We start from the raw sequence: 17,482 nt of genomic DNA on the forward strand, positions 1-17,482 counted from the left end.
AGTATCGCCCGAATCTTCGTCCCCGAGCAGCGGCCGGGTTCACCGCCCGGCCTCCGCCAGTGCGCGTTCCCGTACTTCCCGCACGACGAGGGAGCGCGTGAACGCGGACGACACCGCGCTCAGCCAGGCGCTTTCCTCCCGCACACCGGGATGCGCGCTGTCCGGCCCGGCCGGAGGGCGCGGCCAGCTGCGGCCGGCCTCACGCATCACCAGCGCCGCCGCGAGTTCGGCGGCGGCGCGCGTGGGTTCGTCGACCGGGGTGCGCAGCCAATCCCCGAGCTGCGGTGGAACGTGTGCCCGCAACGCGAGCAGGCCGTCACGGATCTCGATCACCCTGCGGTACAACGTGAACTCGAGATCGTGACGCACGGGCAGCGCGATCTGTGGGTGGGCGGCGACGAGTTCCTTCCACAACGGTGTCACCGCCCGGATCCCCCGCCACGCGCGGGCCAGCCGGAGCGCGCCGTCCCAGGTGGTGAACAGTCCGCCGAGGACCCACAGCACCATCGCGCCGAGCCCGACGAGGCGGGCGCGCGGCATGAAGTCGAGGTCCGCGAGGTCGGTGATCTCCAGCCACAGCGTGGGAAGCCCGGAGAACAGGACCCACGCGATGGTCGCGACGGCGGCGCAGATCAGGATCCGCAGGCCGGTCCGGAACGTCCCTTGTGGACGGCCCGCGGCGCTGCGGGCCAGCGTACGGGTGAACATCACCAGGCAGGTGACCCCGTACGTCGAGAGGACCACCTGATACGCGACGACGCTCGATCGCCACTGGAACGCGGACGTGCCCAGCTCGAGCCGATGCGGGACGATGTCCACGTAGCACAGGATCATCACCGCCCAGCAGAGCACGATGGGCCAGAACGGGGTCGGCTTTACCGGTGACCGGGTACTGCGGACCACCTGGACCAGCGCGCGCATCGCGAGCAGTTGCAGCGCGTTGGTGACCAGCCGCGGGAGCAGGTCGTCACCGAGCAACCGGACCGTGACGTCGGCGGAGACGGCGAGGCCCGCCGCCATGCTGAGGAAGAACGTGGCCAGATGCCGCGGCCCGGCGCGGACCGCCATCAGCCGGGTGAAGCCGATCAACGCCAGCAGCGCGGCGGACAGGTAGCTGATCACGAACCGAGGGCGTGGCGCAGCCGATCGGATTCCGGCCCGGCGCTCACGGCTCGGCGCATGAGCAATGACGCGAAGAGTTCGGCCTCCTTCTCCTGCTCCTGCGCATACGTCGTGCGGCCGAGGACCCGGCGGACCAGATCCACCGAAAGCGAGGGCGCGACCATCGCGGCGATCGCCTCCGGCCGCACCTCGCCTTCGACGTGCCCGCACAGCAGATGGCCGAGTTCGTGCAGCAGGATGTGCCGCTGATGCAACGGAGAAGTGTCCCGCGTGTAGAAGACGTAGTCCGCCCGGTCGGTGGCCGCCAGCACGCCGCACGGCGCCCCCGGCCGCGCCTCGAGCGCCACCAGTTCGATGGGCCGCCCGCGCGTCGCCGCGACCTCGGCGAACAACGTGGTGACGTCGAACGGTTCCGGTAGTCGCACGGTGGAGGCGATCCGCTCACATCTGCGCCAGAGCGCGCTCTTCCTGCCGAACATGGCTACTCCCCCTGGTCACGCAGGGACTCGCGCCGCTTGATCGCCTCGACGATGTCGGACACGGTGCCGAGCCCCTCCTCGGACAGCGTCACCGCGCGCAACGCCAGGTTGCGCACCGCGGTGTTGCGCAACGCTCCCAGCAACTCGACCTCTTCGGCAAGAGCCCTTCCCTGTTCGTCGTCGAAGAAGTACGCGGGCGGCACCTGGAAGAACGCGGCGAGCGCTTCGAGGTGCCGTTTGGTCGGGTTGTCCCTGCGGCCCGTCCGCAGTTGCCAGAGATAGGCGGCGGAAAACGACTCGCCGGTGCTCTCCCGGCAGGCCCGCGCCACCTCCTCGTGGCTGTGCTGCTCGCCGTTGGGCCGCCGGACCACCTGGAAGAGGCGGTCGATCCGGTCGGTGAGCGTGGTCGCCCGTGGTTCGGTCATCTTCACCTCCGTAAGCTGAAATGAATCTCTTCTAGATTGCCGTTCACATGAGTTGACAGTCGATCCGACCCTCCCTTACGGTCATCACGTTAGCTGAGATGAACGACTGAAGGGAGTCAGTCGATTCTGGCTGACGACTCAGAGGGGAGCTCTCATGAAGAAGTTGCTGACCGCGGCCGCCCTGGCGGTGGCCGCGGTGACCTTGTCGGCGCCGCCCGCTTTCGCCGTGGAGACGGGGGACTTCCACGCCACCGGCATCGGACCGTACCCGGCGGACGCCATCAGCTCGGCGGAGAAGGTCGCCCGCACCTTCGCGCGCAACACCGGCTGGCTGGACTCGCAGTGCTATCGGCGCAGCGCCGACGTCCGATCGCACACGAGCTACTACAGCGCGACCGTCTGGCTCTACTGCCAGCGATGAAATCAGGAGGGGAAATCATGAACAGAACGATCGCCCGCGCCACGGGGGCCGCCGTAGTCCTCGCGGGACTCATGACACTCGCACCGGGAGTGGCGAGCGCCGAGGAGACCCGGGCGTTCCTCGGGACCACCGTGGAGAAGACGTCGGCCTCGGCCAAGCGGACGGCGTTGCTGCAGGCCTACAACGAAGCTTCGATGTACGGGTTCGCGCAGGAGCGGTGCGTGACCATCCACCTGTACTCGGTGAGGATCAGCTCCGTGATGTACCGGGGTGAAGCCGGGATCCACTGCACGAAGTAGGCGGTGCGGCGAAAGCCACTTTCGGGACACCTGATGTCGCGGAAGTGGCTTTCGCGACCCGTCGGAACGATCACGGCTCGTCGCACGCACGCGCGGAGCGGCAGACTAGGTTGATCGCATGAGTCTTCTCGATGACGTGGCCGAGCGCGACGGCTGGCGCTGCTGGGTGTGCGACGAACCGGTCGACCCGGACATGTCGGTGAACGACCCGCGCGGGCCGAGTGTCGACAGCCGGACCGCCGATCGGAAGGCCAAGATCCCCGAGCGGCTCGCGCATCGCGGGTGCAACACCCGCAAGGGCGCGGTGAAGGTGGTCATCGCCTGGCCGGACCGCCTGCACGTGGTCGAACCCGCGCCGCTGATCACCGTGGCCGGACGGCTGGAGCGCAAGGGCGGCCGCGAAATGGTGGCCCGCTGTCCGACCGAGCAAGACGCCAAAGAAGCGGCGGACTGGCTCGAAGACCGGTTTTCCCGCCTGGTACCGGGATTGCCGGTGACCGCGGGCGTCGAGCCGGGCGGAGGTCAGTTCCTCGTCATCCTGGCCGCCGGCCGCCGCTGACGGATCACATCTGTCCACAGAGGACAATGTGATCCGCCGGTTTCCCGCCATTCGCCGCGGCGGACGGCAAATTCACCCGAAAGTGGGCACGACGGCCGCACTCTCCCGCATTTCATCGGTATTTCATCGGCGCTCATTAGCGTTCGGCGAGGAAATCCGACAGTGGGGAGAAACCGATGAAAAGAACCGGAGCACGTCTGCTCGCGACCGCCGTCCTGTCCGTCGTCACCCTGGCCGGAGCGATCGCCGGATCGGGCGCGGCACAGGCGGCACCCGCGCGGCCCGACGGCCCGTGCGGGCCCGTCATGTTCGTCGTCCCGGGTTATCAGGACGGCGGGGCACAGAAACTCCTGGACCGGGCGTTCGCTCCCGGCGGCGCCGACCCGGTGCGCATTCCGTATCCCAACGGCGCCGGGGACGTGAACCTGTACGCCGACGTCGACGCGGGCGTCGCCAATCTCCGGACTGCGCTGTACAACCTTTATGTCACCTATGGCTGCGACCTCGAAACGAAGGTCTACATCGTCGGGTTCAGTCTCGGCGCGCTCGTCGCGGGCACGGTGCTGGAGACCGAGCCGCCCGGACGGAACATCCAGGGCGTGCTGTTCGCGGACGGGCGGCGGCAGCCCGTCGAGTCGAACTGGCCGGGTGATCCCGGCGGGCTGATCGGGCACCTGCCCGTTCCCGGTCCCGGCGGTGCCGGTTTCCGGCCGGTGGATTCCTTCCGATATCCGACGCTCAGCCTGTGCAACGGGCCGAGGGCGGCCGGTGGCGCGGATCTGATCTGCTTCGGTGGCAACAATCTGGACAGCTATTTCCGCTCGCACCCGTATTACAGCTTCGAGGTGGGCAACGAGCTGAACATCCACGGCGAAGGCCCGTACCCGAACAACCTGCGCAACCGCGTGATCCCGTAACCGGCTCCGCGCTCTCCCCGGCGGCCCACGCCGGGGAGGTTGCGCGGTGATCCGGGGCCGTGCCCTTGGGGACACGGCGGTCCGAACCTTCGGGCAACTCTGCGTGGCACCGGCTTTTCGAAGCAACCCCATTCCGCTTCCGGCGTCTTCCGGACAAAGCTTCACCAAGGAATGCGAGAGGGGCGCTGAAATGAAATTCACCGCGAAGAAGACCATCAAAACAGCCATTGTCGGCGGGGCGGTCGCCGCCACCGCACTACTTTCCGCGTGCAGTGGGAACAATGTCGCGGGAAATGGTTCTCCGGTGAAGAACGCGGCCGTCGAACAGGCGCAGGCGGGCGGTGGCCAGGGAGCGGCCGCCGGAGGTTCCGGCGCGGAATCGACCGGCGGCGACGTCAACTGCAGCAAGCACGGTGGCCAGGTCGGTGCGCCAGGGCGGCCGAAGATGGATCTGATCGCGGTGGCCGCGACCGACGGCACCACGCCTGGCTGCACCGAGGCGTACAACGTGATCACCGAGTACTACGGGAAACTGCCGCGGTCCGAAGGCCCCGGCGAGCGGGTGCTCGACGTGCAGGGCCGGTGGACCTGCGCCCGCCTGACGGAGGCCGGGACCGAGGTGGTCTGTGGCGTGCCGAACAGCTCCCTGCAGCTGGAGACCAGGCCTCGGGCGCCGGGAAAGCACCGGCCGAGCAGAACCGCAAGTTCCCGAACTCCACCCAGCGGGTGCAGTTCACCGGATACGACGCGAACCTGCGGATGGTCCGCTTCCAGCTGATGACCGACCAGGCCGGCGGCAAGACGTACCGGCTTCCGCTTCAGCCGGGCGCCGAGGTGTTCAGCGCGGCCACCCTGTGCCCTGCCGAATCGGTCACCATCGACGACGAGGGCAACGGCGACCTGCCGTGCGGCGACGACCAGCTGATCCAGCAACTGCGGGACGGCAACCCGGTGCTCGCGCGGATCACCGTGAACGGGGAAGAGCAGATCACCACGGTCAAGGAGATCTACCGCCCCTGAGACCGGACAAGCGAAAACCGGCGTTCACCGCTCCAAACGGTCGAGCACTTCGGCCGCGGCGCGATGACCGGAACGGACGGCGCCGTCCATGTAGCCGTTCCAGATGTCGGAGGTCTCCGCGCCCGCCCAATGGATACGCCCGACCGGTGCGGCCAGCGCGGCACCGTACTGGGTCCACCCGCCCGCGCCGAGGCGGCCGCCGTAGCAGCCGCGGGTGTACTCCTCCTCCATCCAGTTCTGCTCGACGTAATCGATCGGTTCCGCCGCTTCCGGCCCGAACTGCTTCACCAGCGTGGCCACGGCGGCCTCGCGGCGTTCCCGGGGCGACAGACGGGCGGCCTCGCGGGCGTGGGCGCCCTCGAAGAAGCCGACGAGGACGCCGCAGGAGCCGTCCGGCGGCGAGTTGTCCAGGGTGACGCACAGCGGGTCGTCCAGGTTGAACGCGAACCCGTTGAGCCCGGCGTCGCGCCAGAACGGCGCCGGGTAGGCCACCTGCACCTTGATCACGCTGCCCATCGGGATCTGCTGGGTCAGCCCGTCGCGCGCCGCCGGGAGCGCCGGCTCGTAGTGCAGCCGTCCCGCCAGCGTGGGCGGGATCGCCACGATCACCCGCTGGGCGGCGATCCGCCCGCCGTCGTGGCGCACCTCGACCCCGTCCGCGTGGTGGGCGATGCCGCGAACCGGCGCGCCGAGCGTGACGACGTCGCCCAGCCGATCGGCGAGCCGCTCGGAGATCAGGTGGGTGCCGCCCACGACCCGCAGTTCCTGCGCACCGCCGGTGGTGCCGACGAGGATGTCCAGCGTGCCCGCGGATTTGACGTAGAACAGGAAGTGCAGCAACGACATCTCCGCCGGTTCCGCGGAGAACACCGCGGGGACGACGGCTCCCCAGAACGCGAGGGCCTCGACGTCGTCCGTGGCGGCGCGAAGCCATTCGTCCAGGGTCTTGCGATCCAGCTCCGCGGCTTCGGGTGACGTCCACGGCGAGGCGAGCGACACGGTGCCCGCCAAAGCCTCGAGCTCGAACTTCATTCGGCCGACTTCGAGCGCCGCCCGATCGGACAGCCCGAACGTTTCGCCGGTGTAGGTGGTGCGCCTGCCGTCGTAGACCGTCACCGACGCCCCGTCGTCATAAGTCGGGAACGTTTCGAGGCCGAGTTCGGTGACCAGCTTCAGGACCTCGGTCTGCGTCCGGCCGATCCACTGGCCGCCCAGCTCGACCGGGACCCCGTTGACCAGCTCTCGACCCAGGTTGCGGCCCGCCACCCGGTCCCGTGCCTCCAGCACGGCGACCGTGCGTCCCGCGCCGGTCAGCGCGCGAGCGGCTGTCAGCCCCGCGAGACCCGCTCCGATCACCACGACATCGACAGTGCGCACGGCAGACTCCCCAAATTGTCGGTCGGTTGTCCGACTTAAAGTAGGACGGGCTTCCACCGGGCACAAGAGCCGATATGCGAAACTCGGACACCGTTGACGAAGGAGAAGCCGAATGGCCTACGTGAAGGCGGCGGAACGCGAGGGTCAGATCGTCATCGCGGCGATCCGGGTGCTCAGCGCCGTCGGCGTACCCGGGACCACGCTCCGCGCGGTGGCCGCCGAAGCGGGGATCTCGCTGGGCACCCTGCACTACGTCTTCCCGAGCAAGGATCAGCTGTTGCGCGCGGTCATCGGCACGGTCGTCGACGACATCTCCGACGCGCTGCGCAGCGGCCTCGAAGCGGACCGGGGCTTCGAGCACGCGCTCCGAACGGGCATGACGACGTTCTGGGACAGACTCGTCGAGGGTGACGTGGGGCTCCAGATCATGCAGTACGAGCTCTCCAGCTACTCGTTGCGGAGCGGGGCACCGGACCTTGCCCGGTCCCAGTACGACGGCTACATCTCGCTCGTGACCAGGCTTTGCGAACAGGCCGCCATCGCCGCCGGCGAACGCTGCGCCGTCGGCTTCGACACGCTGGGGCGGCTCGCGCTGGCCTCGGTCGACGGCCTGATCCTGCAGTACGTCGCCAATCCGGACCCGGTGCGCGCCCACGGCGACCTCGAACGGGCGCTGGACATGGTCGTGCTGCTGGCGGATCCGCAGCCCGTCACGGCTCGCCCCCGGCATCCGCGCTAGTATTCAGATGTCCCCAACATCTGGGTTGAACATCTGAGTGAAACTGGTGCGCATGCGAGTCCTCTTCGCCAGCCTTGCGTCGGTCGGCCATACCTATCCGCTGATCCCGCTCGCGATCGCCGCCAGGGACGCCGGGCACGAAGTGCATTTCGCCGCCGGAGAGAACGTCCACGCGCCGCTTCTCAGGAACGGCCTCAGGCCCTTTCGCCCGGCGGACGCGTTCTACGAGATCTACGCCGAGGATCTCGAACCGGAACTGGCACGGTTACGGCCCGACCTCGTCGTGCACGAATGGGGACAACCCGGGGTGGCCATCGCCGCGGAGAACGCCGGCATCCCCGGCCTCTGGCACGGCTTCGGCCGCATGTACCCCGACGGAATCGGGCTCGAGCCGCCGGCGCGGCCCGTCCGGCCGCATTTCGACATCTGCCCACAGTCCTTGCAGGACAAGAACTTCTTAGCGACGGCCGAACGCGTCGCGCTGCGCCCCGTGCCCTACTCCGAACCGGCGGTGCCTCCGTGGCGCGTCGAAAAGTCCGCTCGTCCGCTGATCTATCTGACGCTCGGCACCGCCTTCGGCACGCCGGAAATCCTCACCACCGTGATCCGGGGGCTGGCTCCGCTCGGCGCGCCTGTGGTGGTCGCCTCGGGACGGGTCCGCCCGGAGGAACTCGGCGCCGTGCCGGACAACGTGACGGTGCGGTCTTGGATCGCGCAGGCGGACCTGCTGCCGCACGTCGACGTGGTCGTGCACCACGGTGGCAGCGGCACGACCCTCGGCGCGCTTTCCGTCGGCGTCCCGCAGCTGATCCTCCCGCAGGGGGCCGACCAGTTCGCCAACGCCGAAGCCCTCCGCGCGGCGGGTGCCGCGCTGAGTCTTCACCCCGGCGAACCGAGCGCGGAAGCCGTCACCGAACACATCGGGAACCTGTTGGGGCGGAACGCCCATCGCGACGCGGCCCGGGCGATCGCCGAGGAGATCGCCCGGATGCCCTCCCCCGCCGAGATCGCCCGCGCGCTGCCGGAGTGGGCCTCGTGAGCCTGCGGCTCAGAAGCCGAAGAGCTCCTGCGGCACTTCGTGCTCGTCCGGCCAGGTCAGCCAGGCGACGTCGGTCGGGCCGATGGCACAGTTGGCCACCCGCCAGGACCGCGGGTCGTCGTCGACGCCCGTTTCGCTCCTCTTCTTGAGCAGCGCGACGTAGACGTCGGACATGACGCCGTCGGCCCGCTTGTTCTCGTAGATGGTGCCGGCGTAGTACGAACGACCGGCTTCGGTGCCGCGCATCGTCCCCTGCAGGAACACCCAGGGGCCGAGCCGGTCGAGCTGTTCGACGGCAACCTGGACCCGATCGCCGAATTCCTGGTCGAGCCGGGCCGTGGCGGCCTGGAGTACCGCTTCCCGGACCGGGTCGCCGGGGTTCAGCGACACCGGGACGGGTCGTGCGGACGGGGTGTACATCGAGCTACCTCCCACTGGCGGGCGGCGACGCGAGCGAACGCGTCAGCCGGCCCGGTGCTGCTACGGCGTTCTGTCGGATCAGGTCGGCGGGGTGAGGATCTTCACGAGGCCGCCACCGCCGCCCATGCTGATCTTCTGCGAACCGTCGGGGTTGACGTTGTTCGAGCCGATGAACTGGCCATCGCCCGCGTACAACACGACGTGCCCGCCGTTGTTCGAGATCACCACGTCGCCCGGTTTCGCTTCGGAGAGCGGCACCGACTTCCAGCCGTCCGCTTCGAGGTTGGCCGACAGGCCCGCGACCGAGGCACTGGCCTGCCCCTTGTCGATCAGGCCCGCCGCCTCGAGACAGCCGGACACGAAGTTCGCGCAGTTGACGTTGTTGGGCACCCACGACTGCATGGCGGGCAGCTCACCGCTGCCCTTGAGGTCGCCGGCGTTGCGGCCGAGGAACTGCTCGGCGATCTTCGCCGGATTGTCGCCCCGCGCGTCGATCGGCTTCGCGGGCCTGCCGTCGCCCGGCACCCCGGCGGGGCCGCCGCCACCGCCGCCGCCTCCGCCACCACCGCCGCCGTCTCCCCCGCCGTAGCTGGGTGTGGCGCTCAGGTTGGAGTTGACCGGCTTCGCGTTGACGCTCGACGCCGTGGTCTGGCCGTCGTCGGCGGGGATGAGCTCGATGAAACCGCCTTCGATCTCCAGGCCGAGTGGCTTGAGGAGATCGTCGATCTGCTTCTCGGCGTCGTCCAGCGCCTTTTCGATCTCGTCCTTCTTGCCGTTCGAGTCTTTTTCGTTGAGCTGCCGGAGCCGCTCGATATCCGTCGCGGCGGCGGCGATCTCGTTGTCGTCTTCCGAGCTGTTCTTCCGGCGGCGGGCCGAGTCGATCAGCTTGCGGTTGTCCGCGTCCTTGTCATTGGCTTCCTGGGCGAGCTGTGCGACCTTCTTCTTGACCTCGTCGAGAATCTCGGACACCCGCTGGAGGATGTTCTTGGCGGCCTCGGCCTTGTCGCTCACCTTGTAGCTGGCCTTGCCGAGCTTTTCGAGGTGGTCGGCGACGGCGTCGGCGTCCTTGCCCTCCCAGTTGCGCAGGACGTCGTCGCGGAAGACCTTGAGGTCGTCGCCGAGGTCGTTCGCCTTCGTCGCCGCCCCGCCGACCTTCCTCGCCTGGTCGTTGACGGCGCTCGAATTGAGCTTCTGCGCCTGCTGGGCGTGTTTGTCGATGGCGTCCAACGACTTCGGACGGTCGTGCGACGGGTCGTCGAGCGTGCTCGGATTCCGCTCCGCGGTGGTCATCGGTAAGTCCCCCTGGTTCCCGTCTTCAGTCCGATCAGTCCCGCTCGCGGGCGCCGCCGCGGAGGGTGTCGACACCCGCGGCTTCGTCGTTCCGCATGCGCTGGGCGGCGTTGGCCAGTGCGTTCGACGCGGCGTCGACCAGCCTCGCGGCGGCCGCGAGTTCGGCGTTCACGCCGCGGTGGAAACCCTTCATCGTGGTCCCCGTGCTGGCCGCGTTCTTCAGGTCACCGAACGCGCCGCCGGGATCGCCGTCGCCGAGGTCCTTGCCCGTGCCGCTGTAGCCGTCCTTGAGGCCGCCGACCTTCTTGGCCAATGCGGCGATCTGCTCTGGATCGAATCGGCGAGTCATGAATGATCCCTCCAGTCCGGCGCCTGCGCGCGTGCTTGCCTGACCCACACTGCTGCTCTACCGCGCACCCTATGAGTTCACACCCACGCGTGCGCACCGTTTCCCGAAACGCGATGACGCCGTTCGTGTACACCGACGCAGCCGGCCGCGCCTTGGTTCCCGGAAGATTTCACCGGCTTCCTCGGCGGCAGAATCTTACCCTCTCGGCGCCGATGGACAGCGGCATACCGGACGGCCTGAGCTACTTTCCGCAGCCGATACTCACCCGGTCGGGTGGCTGGACCAAACCCAGTTCGCGGGCCCGGACGCCCGCCTGGAACCGGGACTCGGCACCGAGCGCCGCCATCAGCCTGCGCGGATCCCGGGTCGAGCAGCAGTCCCGCCGGTAGATCTTGCGGACGCGGACCTCGCCCGCCCGGCGCTCGGCGGCCGTCGCGAGCTGGCTTCCCGCGGTCCGTGGGTGGTCCCAGCAGTCACAGCGGCGCGGATACGGGTGCCGAACGGACGACACGCGTGATCCGGCGGACGACACGCGTGATCCGGTGGACGACACGCGTGACTGGATGGACGACACGACGCGCGACCGGGGTGCCACCGCGTGTCGTCCGTCCAGTCACGTGTGTCGTCCGTCCAGTCACGCGTGTCGTCCGTCCAGTCACGCGTGTCGTCCGTCCAATCACGCGAAGTCCCGAACACGGACCCGCCTCACCGGCGGATCCGGTGGTCCACGGCGACCCAGTTCGTCTCCCAGGTCGTTCCGCCGTCGGCCGAGAACGCCTGCTCGAAGCGCGCCACGTCCGGGCCTTGCCGGAAGACGAGGAAACGCACCTTGATCGGCTTCCCGCCGAGCTGGTCGTCGCCGTGGAACTCGCCGACACCGTCGCGGAACCCGCCGTGGACCGAGGGGGTGAGCAGACCATCGCGCAGGTTGACAAAGGTCAGGCTCCACCGCCCCGCCTGCGGTTCGTACAGCCGCAGGTTGAGCGCGTCGATACGCCCGTTCGGGCCGGAGACCTCGAATTCGAGGGCGTTCGCCCGCCGGTCCATGAGCGGGCGGACGGTGCTGGTGCCCGCGAAGAGGAGCCACTGGTCCGCGGATTCCGAAAGCGGCTCGGCGAGCACCCGCACCGTGGAGCGCCAGGTGCCGATCTCCCAGTCGAACGCGCGTTGGGGGTCATCGGCCGACGAACTCGAAGCGGCGCCCGACGCGGCCGTGGCGATCAGCATCAGGGCCGAAAGGCCCACCGTCAGGATTCGTTTGTATGGCACGGTCATGGTCCGACTATCCGAGCGGAGGACGACCATGGACAAGAAGGCACCTGCGGGTAACCTTCCGCGGCCCAACCCGCTGCCCGGCTGTCCGATGGCCGCGGCGTTCGCCGCGATCGGCGGGAAATGGAAGCTGACCCTGGTGTACTGGCTCGCCCACGGCGAGTCCCATTTCGCCGGCCTCCGCCGCCGGGGCGCCCCCATCACGCCCAAGGTGCTGGCCGAGCAGTTGCGCGAACTCGAAGCCGACGGGCTCGTCGAACGCGTGGTGACCGGGCCCGTCCCGGCGCGCGTCCTCTACCGGCTCACTCCTTACGGGGCCACGGTTCTGCCGGTGGTCGAGGAGGTCAGGGTCTGGGGCGAGACGCATCTCGAACGCACCCGGGGTGACGCCGCGCCGAACGCGGCGATGAGTTGTGCCGAGTCGATCGGATAGCGAACTCGCGTGATTGAACGGCGTAACTCGCGTGATTGGAGGCGTAACTCGCGTGATCAGGGGCGTGCTGCCCGGCGGGCGGCGGTCGCCGTGGCGAGGGACTGGAGCACCTCCTGGGTGGCGGCGAGGTCGATGCAGGCGTCGGTGATGGACTGGCCGTAGGTGAGCGGCCGGTCGGGGTGGAGGTCCTGGCGTCCGGCCTTGAGGTTGGATTCGAGCATGACGCCGACGATGCCGCGCTGACCGTTCTTGATCTGTTCGGCGATCTGGCCGGCGACGACGGCCTGCCGCAGGTGGTCCTTGCGGCTGTTGTCGTGGCTGGCGTCGATCACCAACCGCCGGGGCAATCCCGCGTTCTGCAGGGTGGTGAGCGCCGCGCGGACCGACGCCGGGTTGTGGTTGGGCGCGCTGTTGCCGCCGCGCAGCACGAGGTGGCAGTCCGGATTGCCGGCCGTGTGCAGGATCGCGGGCAGGCCACTGGGATCGACGCCGGGGACGACATGGCGCGCTTCGGCCGCACGGACGGCGTCGACGGCGACGGTGACATCGCCGTCGCGGCGGTTCTTGAAGCCGACCGGCATGGACAGCCCGCTGGCCAGCATGCGGTGGTTCTGGCTTTCCACCGTGCGGGCACCGATCGCGCCCCACGAGACGGTGTCGGCGAGGTACGCCGGGATGGTGGTGTCCAGCCATTCGCACGCGGCGGGCAGGCCGCCCTCGGCGAGTTCGAGGAGCAGGTCCCTGGCGATGCGCAGACCACGGTTGACGTCGCCGGTGCCGTCGAGGTGCGGGTCGTTGATGAGCCCCTTCCAGCCGCCGACCGTACGCGGCTTTTCGAAGTACACGCGCATGACGACCAGGAGATCGTCGGCGAACCGGCCGGCGAGGGCGGCGAGGCGGTCGGCGTATTCGAGGGCCGCGGCGGGATCGTGGATGGAACAGGGCCCGGCGATCACGAGCAGCCGGTCGTCCGTGCCGTCGAGGACGCGCAGGACGTTTTCCCTGCCGTGGCGCACCGTGTCGGCCGCGTTGACGCCGAGCGGCAGTTCGTGGTGCAGCAGGGCGGGCGTGACCAGCGGGACCATCCGGTCGATACGCTGGTTGTCGAGTTCGACGGTAGCGAGGGTCGTCATCACAGATATCCAGGATTTCTGCCGGCACCGGGTGGGAGGAAAGCCGGGATTTCCGGCCCGGACGGCGGTCTCGGGTGAACGAAGAAGCAAGCCCGGCATTATTCGAGAGAAGTCTCTTACCTGGAATCTTCCACCATCCGCCATCCGGAACAATGGTCCAACCCGAATTCAGTGACCGACCCAGACCGGATCCCGTTTTTCGGCGAAGGCACGGGCGCCTTCGCTCGCGTCCACACTGTTCCGTCGCCGTTCTTCCTGCGGATACGAGGTTTTGAAGGCTTCCTCGAGCGGGAGGTCGAGCGACCGCAGTGCGGCCTCTTTGATCGCGCGGACCGAAAGCGGGGCGGCGCGCACCAGGCTTTCGGTCCATTCGGCGACGCATCGGTCCAATTCGGGAAACGGCACGACTTCGTTGACCAGTCCGTGGTGAAGGGCCGTCGCCGCGTCCATTCTGCGCCCGGTCAGCAGATATCCCATCGCCACCTTCAGCGGAAGCTGCCGCGGCAACCGGAACACCCCGCCCGCCCCGGCGATCAGGCCGAGCCGGACCTCCGGCAACGCGAAGACCGCCTCGTCGGAGGCGATGACGATGTCGCACGCGAGCGCCAGTTCGAAACCACCGCCCAGCGCATAGCCGTGCACCCGGCCGACCACCGGTTTGGACAGGGTGAACCGGTCGGTCAGCCGGGGATGCCCCGGCTGACCGCTGCTGCCGAACGTCGACGCCTCGACGCCTTCCTCGGTCAGCCGCGCGCGTTCCTTGAGGTCCTGCCCGACCGAGAACGCGCGATCCCCCGCACCGGTCAGGACCACCGCGCGGACGTCGTCGTCGGCTTCGACGTCGTCCCAGATCCCGGCGAGTTCCGTGTGCATCCGCCGGTCCATCGCGTTCAGCACTTCGGGCCGGTTCATCGTCACATACGCGACATGGTCCTTCTTCTCGTACCGCACCGGGCTTTCGCTCATCGCGAGCCCACCGCGAAACCGTCCACCTTGCCGATCACGTCCGCGCCGTAGATGCGCAAGGCCTGCTGCAGCGCGAATTCCGCGATGTACCGGCGGAATTCCCCAGGTGGTTCCTCGGCCAGGTTCAGCATGCGCCGGTTGGCGACCACGGCTTCCCCGTCGAGCCGGGCCAGCGCGCTGTCGATCGCCGCGTCCATTTCCTCCGGCGCGACGACCTCGTCGACGATCGACCGGGCGTCCGGCTCGTCGGCCCGGAGCTTGCGGCCGCCGAGGATCACCTGACGGGCCACCCGCGGTCCGGCGATCCGGGAAAGCCGGAAGTTGGACACCCCGGGGATGATCCCCTCCTTCGCCGCCGGAAGGCTGAGGTACGCGTCGGACGCCGCCAGCACGTGGTCGAAGACCAGCAGCAGCTGGGTGCCGCCGCCGATGGCGAAGGAATCGACGGCCGCCATCCAGGGCTTGCCGGTGAACCTGGAGTGCCAGGAATCGTCCGTCAGCAGACCGCGGAAGATCTTCTGGATGTAGCCCGTTTCGCGCCGCAGAAGGAAATCGACGAGCGGAATCTCCCCGGCACTGAGCTTCTTGAGATTGATCCCCGCGCAGAACACCCGGCGCCCCAGATAGCGGGGATGGCTCATCACCCCGCCTCGCACCAGCCCTGCCCGGACGGACGGATCGAGCAGCGTCAGGTCGACCGCCGTCTCCATGTCCTCGACCTGCTGGGCGTCCTCGGCGTTCAGGCAGTCGTCGCGGCACAGGGTCAGGTGCGCGACGCCGTCACGGCGTTCCAGCCGGACCGCCTCCATCTCCACGACACCGGTCTCGACGAATTCCGGCAGTAGCCGCTGCGCCCTGGCGGTGGGCCGGAGCATCGCGTCGAGCAGATGCGGGCCTGCCTTCGGCGCGCGCAGGATCCCGCGCAGGAAGATGCCCTGGTCGATCTCGCGCCCTTCCTTTTCCGCCTGCGGACGCGAACGCTCGGCCGCCATCTGCTGCGCGGAGGGCACCAGGCCGGGGAAGGCGAGCGCGGCGGCCCGGACGAGTTCGTCGATGCGCAGGTACCGTGTCCGGCCGTCGGTGAGTTCGGCGTAGATCACTTCGGCGTGCGCCTCGACGAAGGCCGTCCGCAGCGCCCGGACGTCGTCGTCGACCCGGTGGGCCTCCCCCGCCAGGGCCCGGAGATCGAGCGTCGTCACGACTTGGCTTCCCGCCGCAGGGCGCGGTCCGCCGCGGCCAAATGGGAACCGAGTGCCTCCTCGAAAGTGGTCGAGCCCGCTTCGAAGATCAGCTGGCGCCGGATCGCCGTCTCGGCCCCGTCCGCGACACTGTCCAATAAGGACAGTGCTTCGGCCGGATCGCCGGACACCTCGTCGATCAGGTTGAGCGCGAGCGCCCGGTCCGTTCCGATCGGGGTGCCGAGCAGCACGGCCCGCCGGATACCCGCCGCGCCCGCCTGCTTGGTGAGCCGGTACACGGTCATCCCCGGCCAGGTGCCGCCACCCGCCGAGGCGAGCCGCAACGTGGTGCCCGGCTCGGCGATCCGGACGTCGGCGGCGAGCAGGAGATCCAAGGTCATCCCGGCGCATTCGCCCGACGCCACCACGGCCGTGAGCCTGCCGAGACGTTCGAACCGGCGCACGGCGCGCTCCCATTTGGACACCAGGCCGACCGCGAGTCCCTTCGCCCAGCCGGCGGGCGGGGCACCCGTGACCTGGACGATCACCGGTCCCGGCCCGCGCTGGTCCTCGGCGCGATCGCAGAGCGCGGCGATCTCCTCGACGGCCGCCGCGGTCAGCGGACGGGAGCCGTCGAACCGCAGCACCAGGTCGCTCTTGATCTCGTTACGCGTCACCATTGAATAAGCGCCATTTCGATTGTGGAGCCAGGCCCCATGGTCATGAGCACGCCGTAGTCCCCCGGGCGGGCGACGTCTTCATCGGCGAGCCGCTCGTAGGAGAAGAGGAAGGAGCCGCTGGAGAGGTTCCCGTAGTCGCGGAGCACACCGGTGGTGTGGCGGACGTCGTACCGGCTCAGGCCGAGGTTGACGACGACCGCGTCGATCACCTTTTTCCCACCGGAATGCACCAGCCAGTGGCCGATGTCGCTGCGGCGCAGACCCGTCCCGGACAGGAGCCGGTCGATGACGATTTCGGCGTGCGCCCCGACCACGTAGGGAATCTGCGGGTCGAGGAAGAAACTGAACCGGTCCTGGTCACGGTCCCAGTCGTAGCGCATCGCGTCGACCGCGTCGGTGATGATGTAGCTGGCGAACTTCAGGACGCGCGGACCCGGCACGCGCCCGTCTCCGGAAACGAGCGCGAGCGCCGCGGATCCGTCGCCGAAAAGACTGTTGACCACCGCGGTCCGCATCGTGCCGTCCAGGGCGTAGGCGGCGGAGCACGCCTCGCTGCACAGGACGACGCCGAGTTCGCCAGGGTGTGCCGCGGACCAGCCCGCGACCACGTTGAGCGCGTTGAGACCGGCGTTGCAGCCCATGCCAACGATGTCCGACCGGCTGCAGTGCGGGTCGATGCCCAGCTCGCGGATGATCAGCGCGCTGAGGCCGGGGGTCAGGAAACCGGTCGAGGTGACGCAGCAGAGGTGACGCAGGTCCGAAAGCGTCGCTCCCGCCGACTTCAGGCAGGCTTCGAGCGCGCGGCAGCCCATGTCGACGGCGATCTTCTTGTGCTTGTCGAGCAGATCGCCCTGCGGTTCGGCCGCGCGGGCGCCGCCGCGCTCCTCCGGTGGCAGGGTGAGGAACCGGCGCTCGATGGCGCTGTTCAGGAAGACCGATCGGATCTTGGGGTCCTCGATGCCGAGGATCTCGATGAGTTCGGTCTGCGAGTAGGACGCCGAGGAGACCGCGGTCCCCACGCCGGCGAACCGGGTGATCTCGGTGAGTCCGGTGAGGACGGAAAGGTCTTCGGCCGGTTCGATGATGGCAGTCATCGGTACATCCACCCCCATGTTCTGAGCTTGCTCCGAAGCAGCTGCTTGACCTGCGCAGCGGGCATTGGTCTCACCTTTCGCGGATCTCAGTGGACAATTCCGAAATTAGGCTTCACGGATCACGGTGGTCAACGCGTCCAAGGGCGCCGGAAACCGTTACCGACTCACGATTCGGGACCGGGGACATGTCTCAAGTGGACCGGCCCCGCAGCATTTCGGGCGGTCTGGCCGTGAAGGCCTCCTTGAGGGACCCAGAGTCCCTCAAGGAGG

21 protein-coding genes and 1 pseudogene are annotated in these 17,482 nt (G+C 68.8%); 8 read left to right on the forward strand and 14 right to left on the reverse strand.

All coding sequences use genetic code 11. From position 1 onward, the window contains the following. Positions 1–39: 39 nt before the first annotated feature. From ACLJQ7_RS34115 to ACLJQ7_RS34125, 3 genes are read right to left on the reverse strand one after another with little or no spacing between them, the layout of a single operon-like run. Entirely contained in the window at positions 40–1,122 is a 1,083-nt protein-coding gene (locus ACLJQ7_RS34115) for an MAB_1171c family putative transporter (RefSeq protein WP_410652265.1), read from the reverse strand. Next, positions 1,119–1,601 carry an ImmA/IrrE family metallo-endopeptidase gene (locus ACLJQ7_RS34120; protein ID WP_410652266.1) on the reverse strand — a complete coding sequence of 161 codons (483 nt, stop codon included), beginning with the start codon at positions 1,599–1,601 and terminating at the stop codon, positions 1,119–1,121. Before ACLJQ7_RS34120 ends, ACLJQ7_RS34115 begins: the two co-directional genes overlap by 4 nt. Before the next feature lie 2 nt (positions 1,602–1,603). After that, the gene (locus ACLJQ7_RS34125; protein ID WP_410652267.1) at positions 1,604–2,026 is read right to left on the reverse strand and encodes an XRE family transcriptional regulator; all 423 of its coding nucleotides are present in this window, start codon (positions 2,024–2,026) and stop codon (positions 1,604–1,606) included. Positions 2,027–2,180: 154 nt separating this feature from the next. On the opposite strand from ACLJQ7_RS34125, the gene ACLJQ7_RS34130 reads away from it, so the two are divergent. The 5 genes and pseudogenes from ACLJQ7_RS34130 to ACLJQ7_RS34150 all read left to right on the forward strand — a co-directional run bounded on the left by ACLJQ7_RS34130 (position 2,181) and on the right by ACLJQ7_RS34150 (position 5,242). After that, on the forward strand, positions 2,181–2,447 hold the full coding sequence (locus ACLJQ7_RS34130; RefSeq protein WP_034313443.1) for a hypothetical protein: 267 nt from the start codon (positions 2,181–2,183) through the stop codon (positions 2,445–2,447). A gap of 17 nt (positions 2,448–2,464) precedes the next feature. After that, a complete protein-coding gene (locus ACLJQ7_RS34135) occupies positions 2,465–2,746 on the forward strand; it encodes a hypothetical protein (protein WP_034313446.1) in 282 nt (93 codons plus the stop codon). Between the two features lie 118 nt (positions 2,747–2,864). Beyond that, on the forward strand, positions 2,865–3,305 hold the full coding sequence (locus ACLJQ7_RS34140; protein ID WP_410652268.1) for a hypothetical protein: 441 nt from the start codon (positions 2,865–2,867) through the stop codon (positions 3,303–3,305). Between the two features lie 176 nt (positions 3,306–3,481). Then, positions 3,482–4,222, forward strand: a complete 741-nt coding sequence (locus ACLJQ7_RS34145; RefSeq protein ID WP_410652269.1) for a hypothetical protein — start codon at positions 3,482–3,484, stop codon at positions 4,220–4,222. Positions 4,223–4,412: 190 nt separating this feature from the next. Further along, a pseudogene (locus tag ACLJQ7_RS34150) lies at positions 4,413–5,242 on the forward strand (hypothetical protein). 24 nt (positions 5,243–5,266) lie between these two features. On the opposite strand, the gene ACLJQ7_RS34155 reads toward ACLJQ7_RS34150, so the two are convergent. Further along, entirely contained in the window at positions 5,267–6,619 is a 1,353-nt protein-coding gene (locus ACLJQ7_RS34155; protein ID WP_410652270.1) for a flavin monoamine oxidase family protein, read from the reverse strand. 112 nt (positions 6,620–6,731) lie between these two features. Here ACLJQ7_RS34155 and ACLJQ7_RS34160 point away from each other — a divergent pair, with 112 nt between their 5' ends. Both ACLJQ7_RS34160 and ACLJQ7_RS34165 read left to right on the forward strand, forming a co-directional pair. Then, entirely contained in the window at positions 6,732–7,358 is a 627-nt protein-coding gene (locus tag ACLJQ7_RS34160) for a TetR/AcrR family transcriptional regulator (RefSeq protein ID WP_410652271.1), read from the forward strand. 52 nt (positions 7,359–7,410) lie between these two features. Further along, positions 7,411–8,397: a glycosyltransferase gene (locus ACLJQ7_RS34165; protein ID WP_410652272.1), complete on the forward strand. Its 987-nt coding sequence runs from the start codon at positions 7,411–7,413 to the stop codon at positions 8,395–8,397. Positions 8,398–8,406: 9 nt separating this feature from the next. Here ACLJQ7_RS34165 and ACLJQ7_RS34170 read toward each other — a convergent pair whose 3' ends face one another. The 5 genes from ACLJQ7_RS34170 to ACLJQ7_RS34190 form a co-directional block, all read right to left on the reverse strand. Next, the gene (locus tag ACLJQ7_RS34170) at positions 8,407–8,817 is read right to left on the reverse strand and encodes a hypothetical protein (RefSeq protein WP_410652273.1); all 411 of its coding nucleotides are present in this window, start codon (positions 8,815–8,817) and stop codon (positions 8,407–8,409) included. 78 nt (positions 8,818–8,895) lie between these two features. Beyond that, a complete protein-coding gene (locus ACLJQ7_RS34175) occupies positions 8,896–10,107 on the reverse strand; it encodes a peptidoglycan-binding protein (RefSeq protein WP_410652274.1) in 1,212 nt (403 codons plus the stop codon). A gap of 34 nt (positions 10,108–10,141) precedes the next feature. Then, positions 10,142–10,456 (reverse strand): hypothetical protein, encoded by a 315-nt coding sequence (locus ACLJQ7_RS34180; protein ID WP_410652275.1) that lies wholly within the window; start codon positions 10,454–10,456, stop codon positions 10,142–10,144. A gap of 241 nt (positions 10,457–10,697) precedes the next feature. Continuing rightward, positions 10,698–10,967, reverse strand: coding sequence for a hypothetical protein (locus ACLJQ7_RS34185; RefSeq protein WP_410652276.1), 270 nt, complete (start codon positions 10,965–10,967; stop codon positions 10,698–10,700). A 194-nt stretch (positions 10,968–11,161) separates the two neighbouring features. After that, positions 11,162–11,731: a hypothetical protein gene (locus ACLJQ7_RS34190; protein WP_410652277.1), complete on the reverse strand. Its 570-nt coding sequence runs from the start codon at positions 11,729–11,731 to the stop codon at positions 11,162–11,164. A 28-nt stretch (positions 11,732–11,759) separates the two neighbouring features. Here ACLJQ7_RS34190 and ACLJQ7_RS34195 point away from each other — a divergent pair, with 28 nt between their 5' ends. Next, a complete protein-coding gene (locus ACLJQ7_RS34195; protein ID WP_410652278.1) occupies positions 11,760–12,161 on the forward strand; it encodes a winged helix-turn-helix transcriptional regulator in 402 nt (133 codons plus the stop codon). Between the two features lie 56 nt (positions 12,162–12,217). On the opposite strand, the gene ACLJQ7_RS34200 is transcribed toward ACLJQ7_RS34195, so the two are convergent. The 5 genes from ACLJQ7_RS34200 to dpgA form a co-directional block, all read right to left on the reverse strand. Next, positions 12,218–13,294, reverse strand: coding sequence for a 3-deoxy-7-phosphoheptulonate synthase (locus ACLJQ7_RS34200; RefSeq protein WP_410652279.1), 1,077 nt, complete (start codon positions 13,292–13,294; stop codon positions 12,218–12,220). Between the two features lie 168 nt (positions 13,295–13,462). Further along, complete coding sequence (dpgD, locus tag ACLJQ7_RS34205) at positions 13,463–14,260, reverse strand: enoyl-CoA-hydratase DpgD (protein WP_410652280.1); 798 nt, start codon at positions 14,258–14,260, stop codon at positions 13,463–13,465. Further along, complete coding sequence (dpgC, locus tag ACLJQ7_RS34210) at positions 14,257–15,459, reverse strand: (3,5-dihydroxyphenyl)acetyl-CoA 1,2-dioxygenase DpgC (protein WP_410652281.1); 1,203 nt, start codon at positions 15,457–15,459, stop codon at positions 14,257–14,259. Before dpgC ends, dpgD begins: the two co-directional genes overlap by 4 nt. Then, positions 15,456–16,118 carry an enoyl-CoA-hydratase DpgB gene (gene dpgB, locus ACLJQ7_RS34215; protein ID WP_410652282.1) on the reverse strand — a complete coding sequence of 221 codons (663 nt, stop codon included), beginning with the start codon at positions 16,116–16,118 and terminating at the stop codon, positions 15,456–15,458. Before dpgB ends, dpgC begins: the two co-directional genes overlap by 4 nt. Continuing rightward, positions 16,112–17,212, reverse strand: a complete 1,101-nt coding sequence (dpgA, locus tag ACLJQ7_RS34220; RefSeq protein WP_410652283.1) for a 3,5-dihydroxyphenylacetyl-CoA synthase DpgA — start codon at positions 17,210–17,212, stop codon at positions 16,112–16,114. Before dpgA ends, dpgB begins: the two co-directional genes overlap by 7 nt. Between the last annotated feature and the right edge of the window lie 270 nt (positions 17,213–17,482).

The organism is Amycolatopsis sp. cmx-4-54 (genome assembly GCF_046548895.1).
Taxonomy (GTDB): Bacteria; Actinomycetota; Actinomycetes; order Mycobacteriales; family Pseudonocardiaceae; genus Amycolatopsis.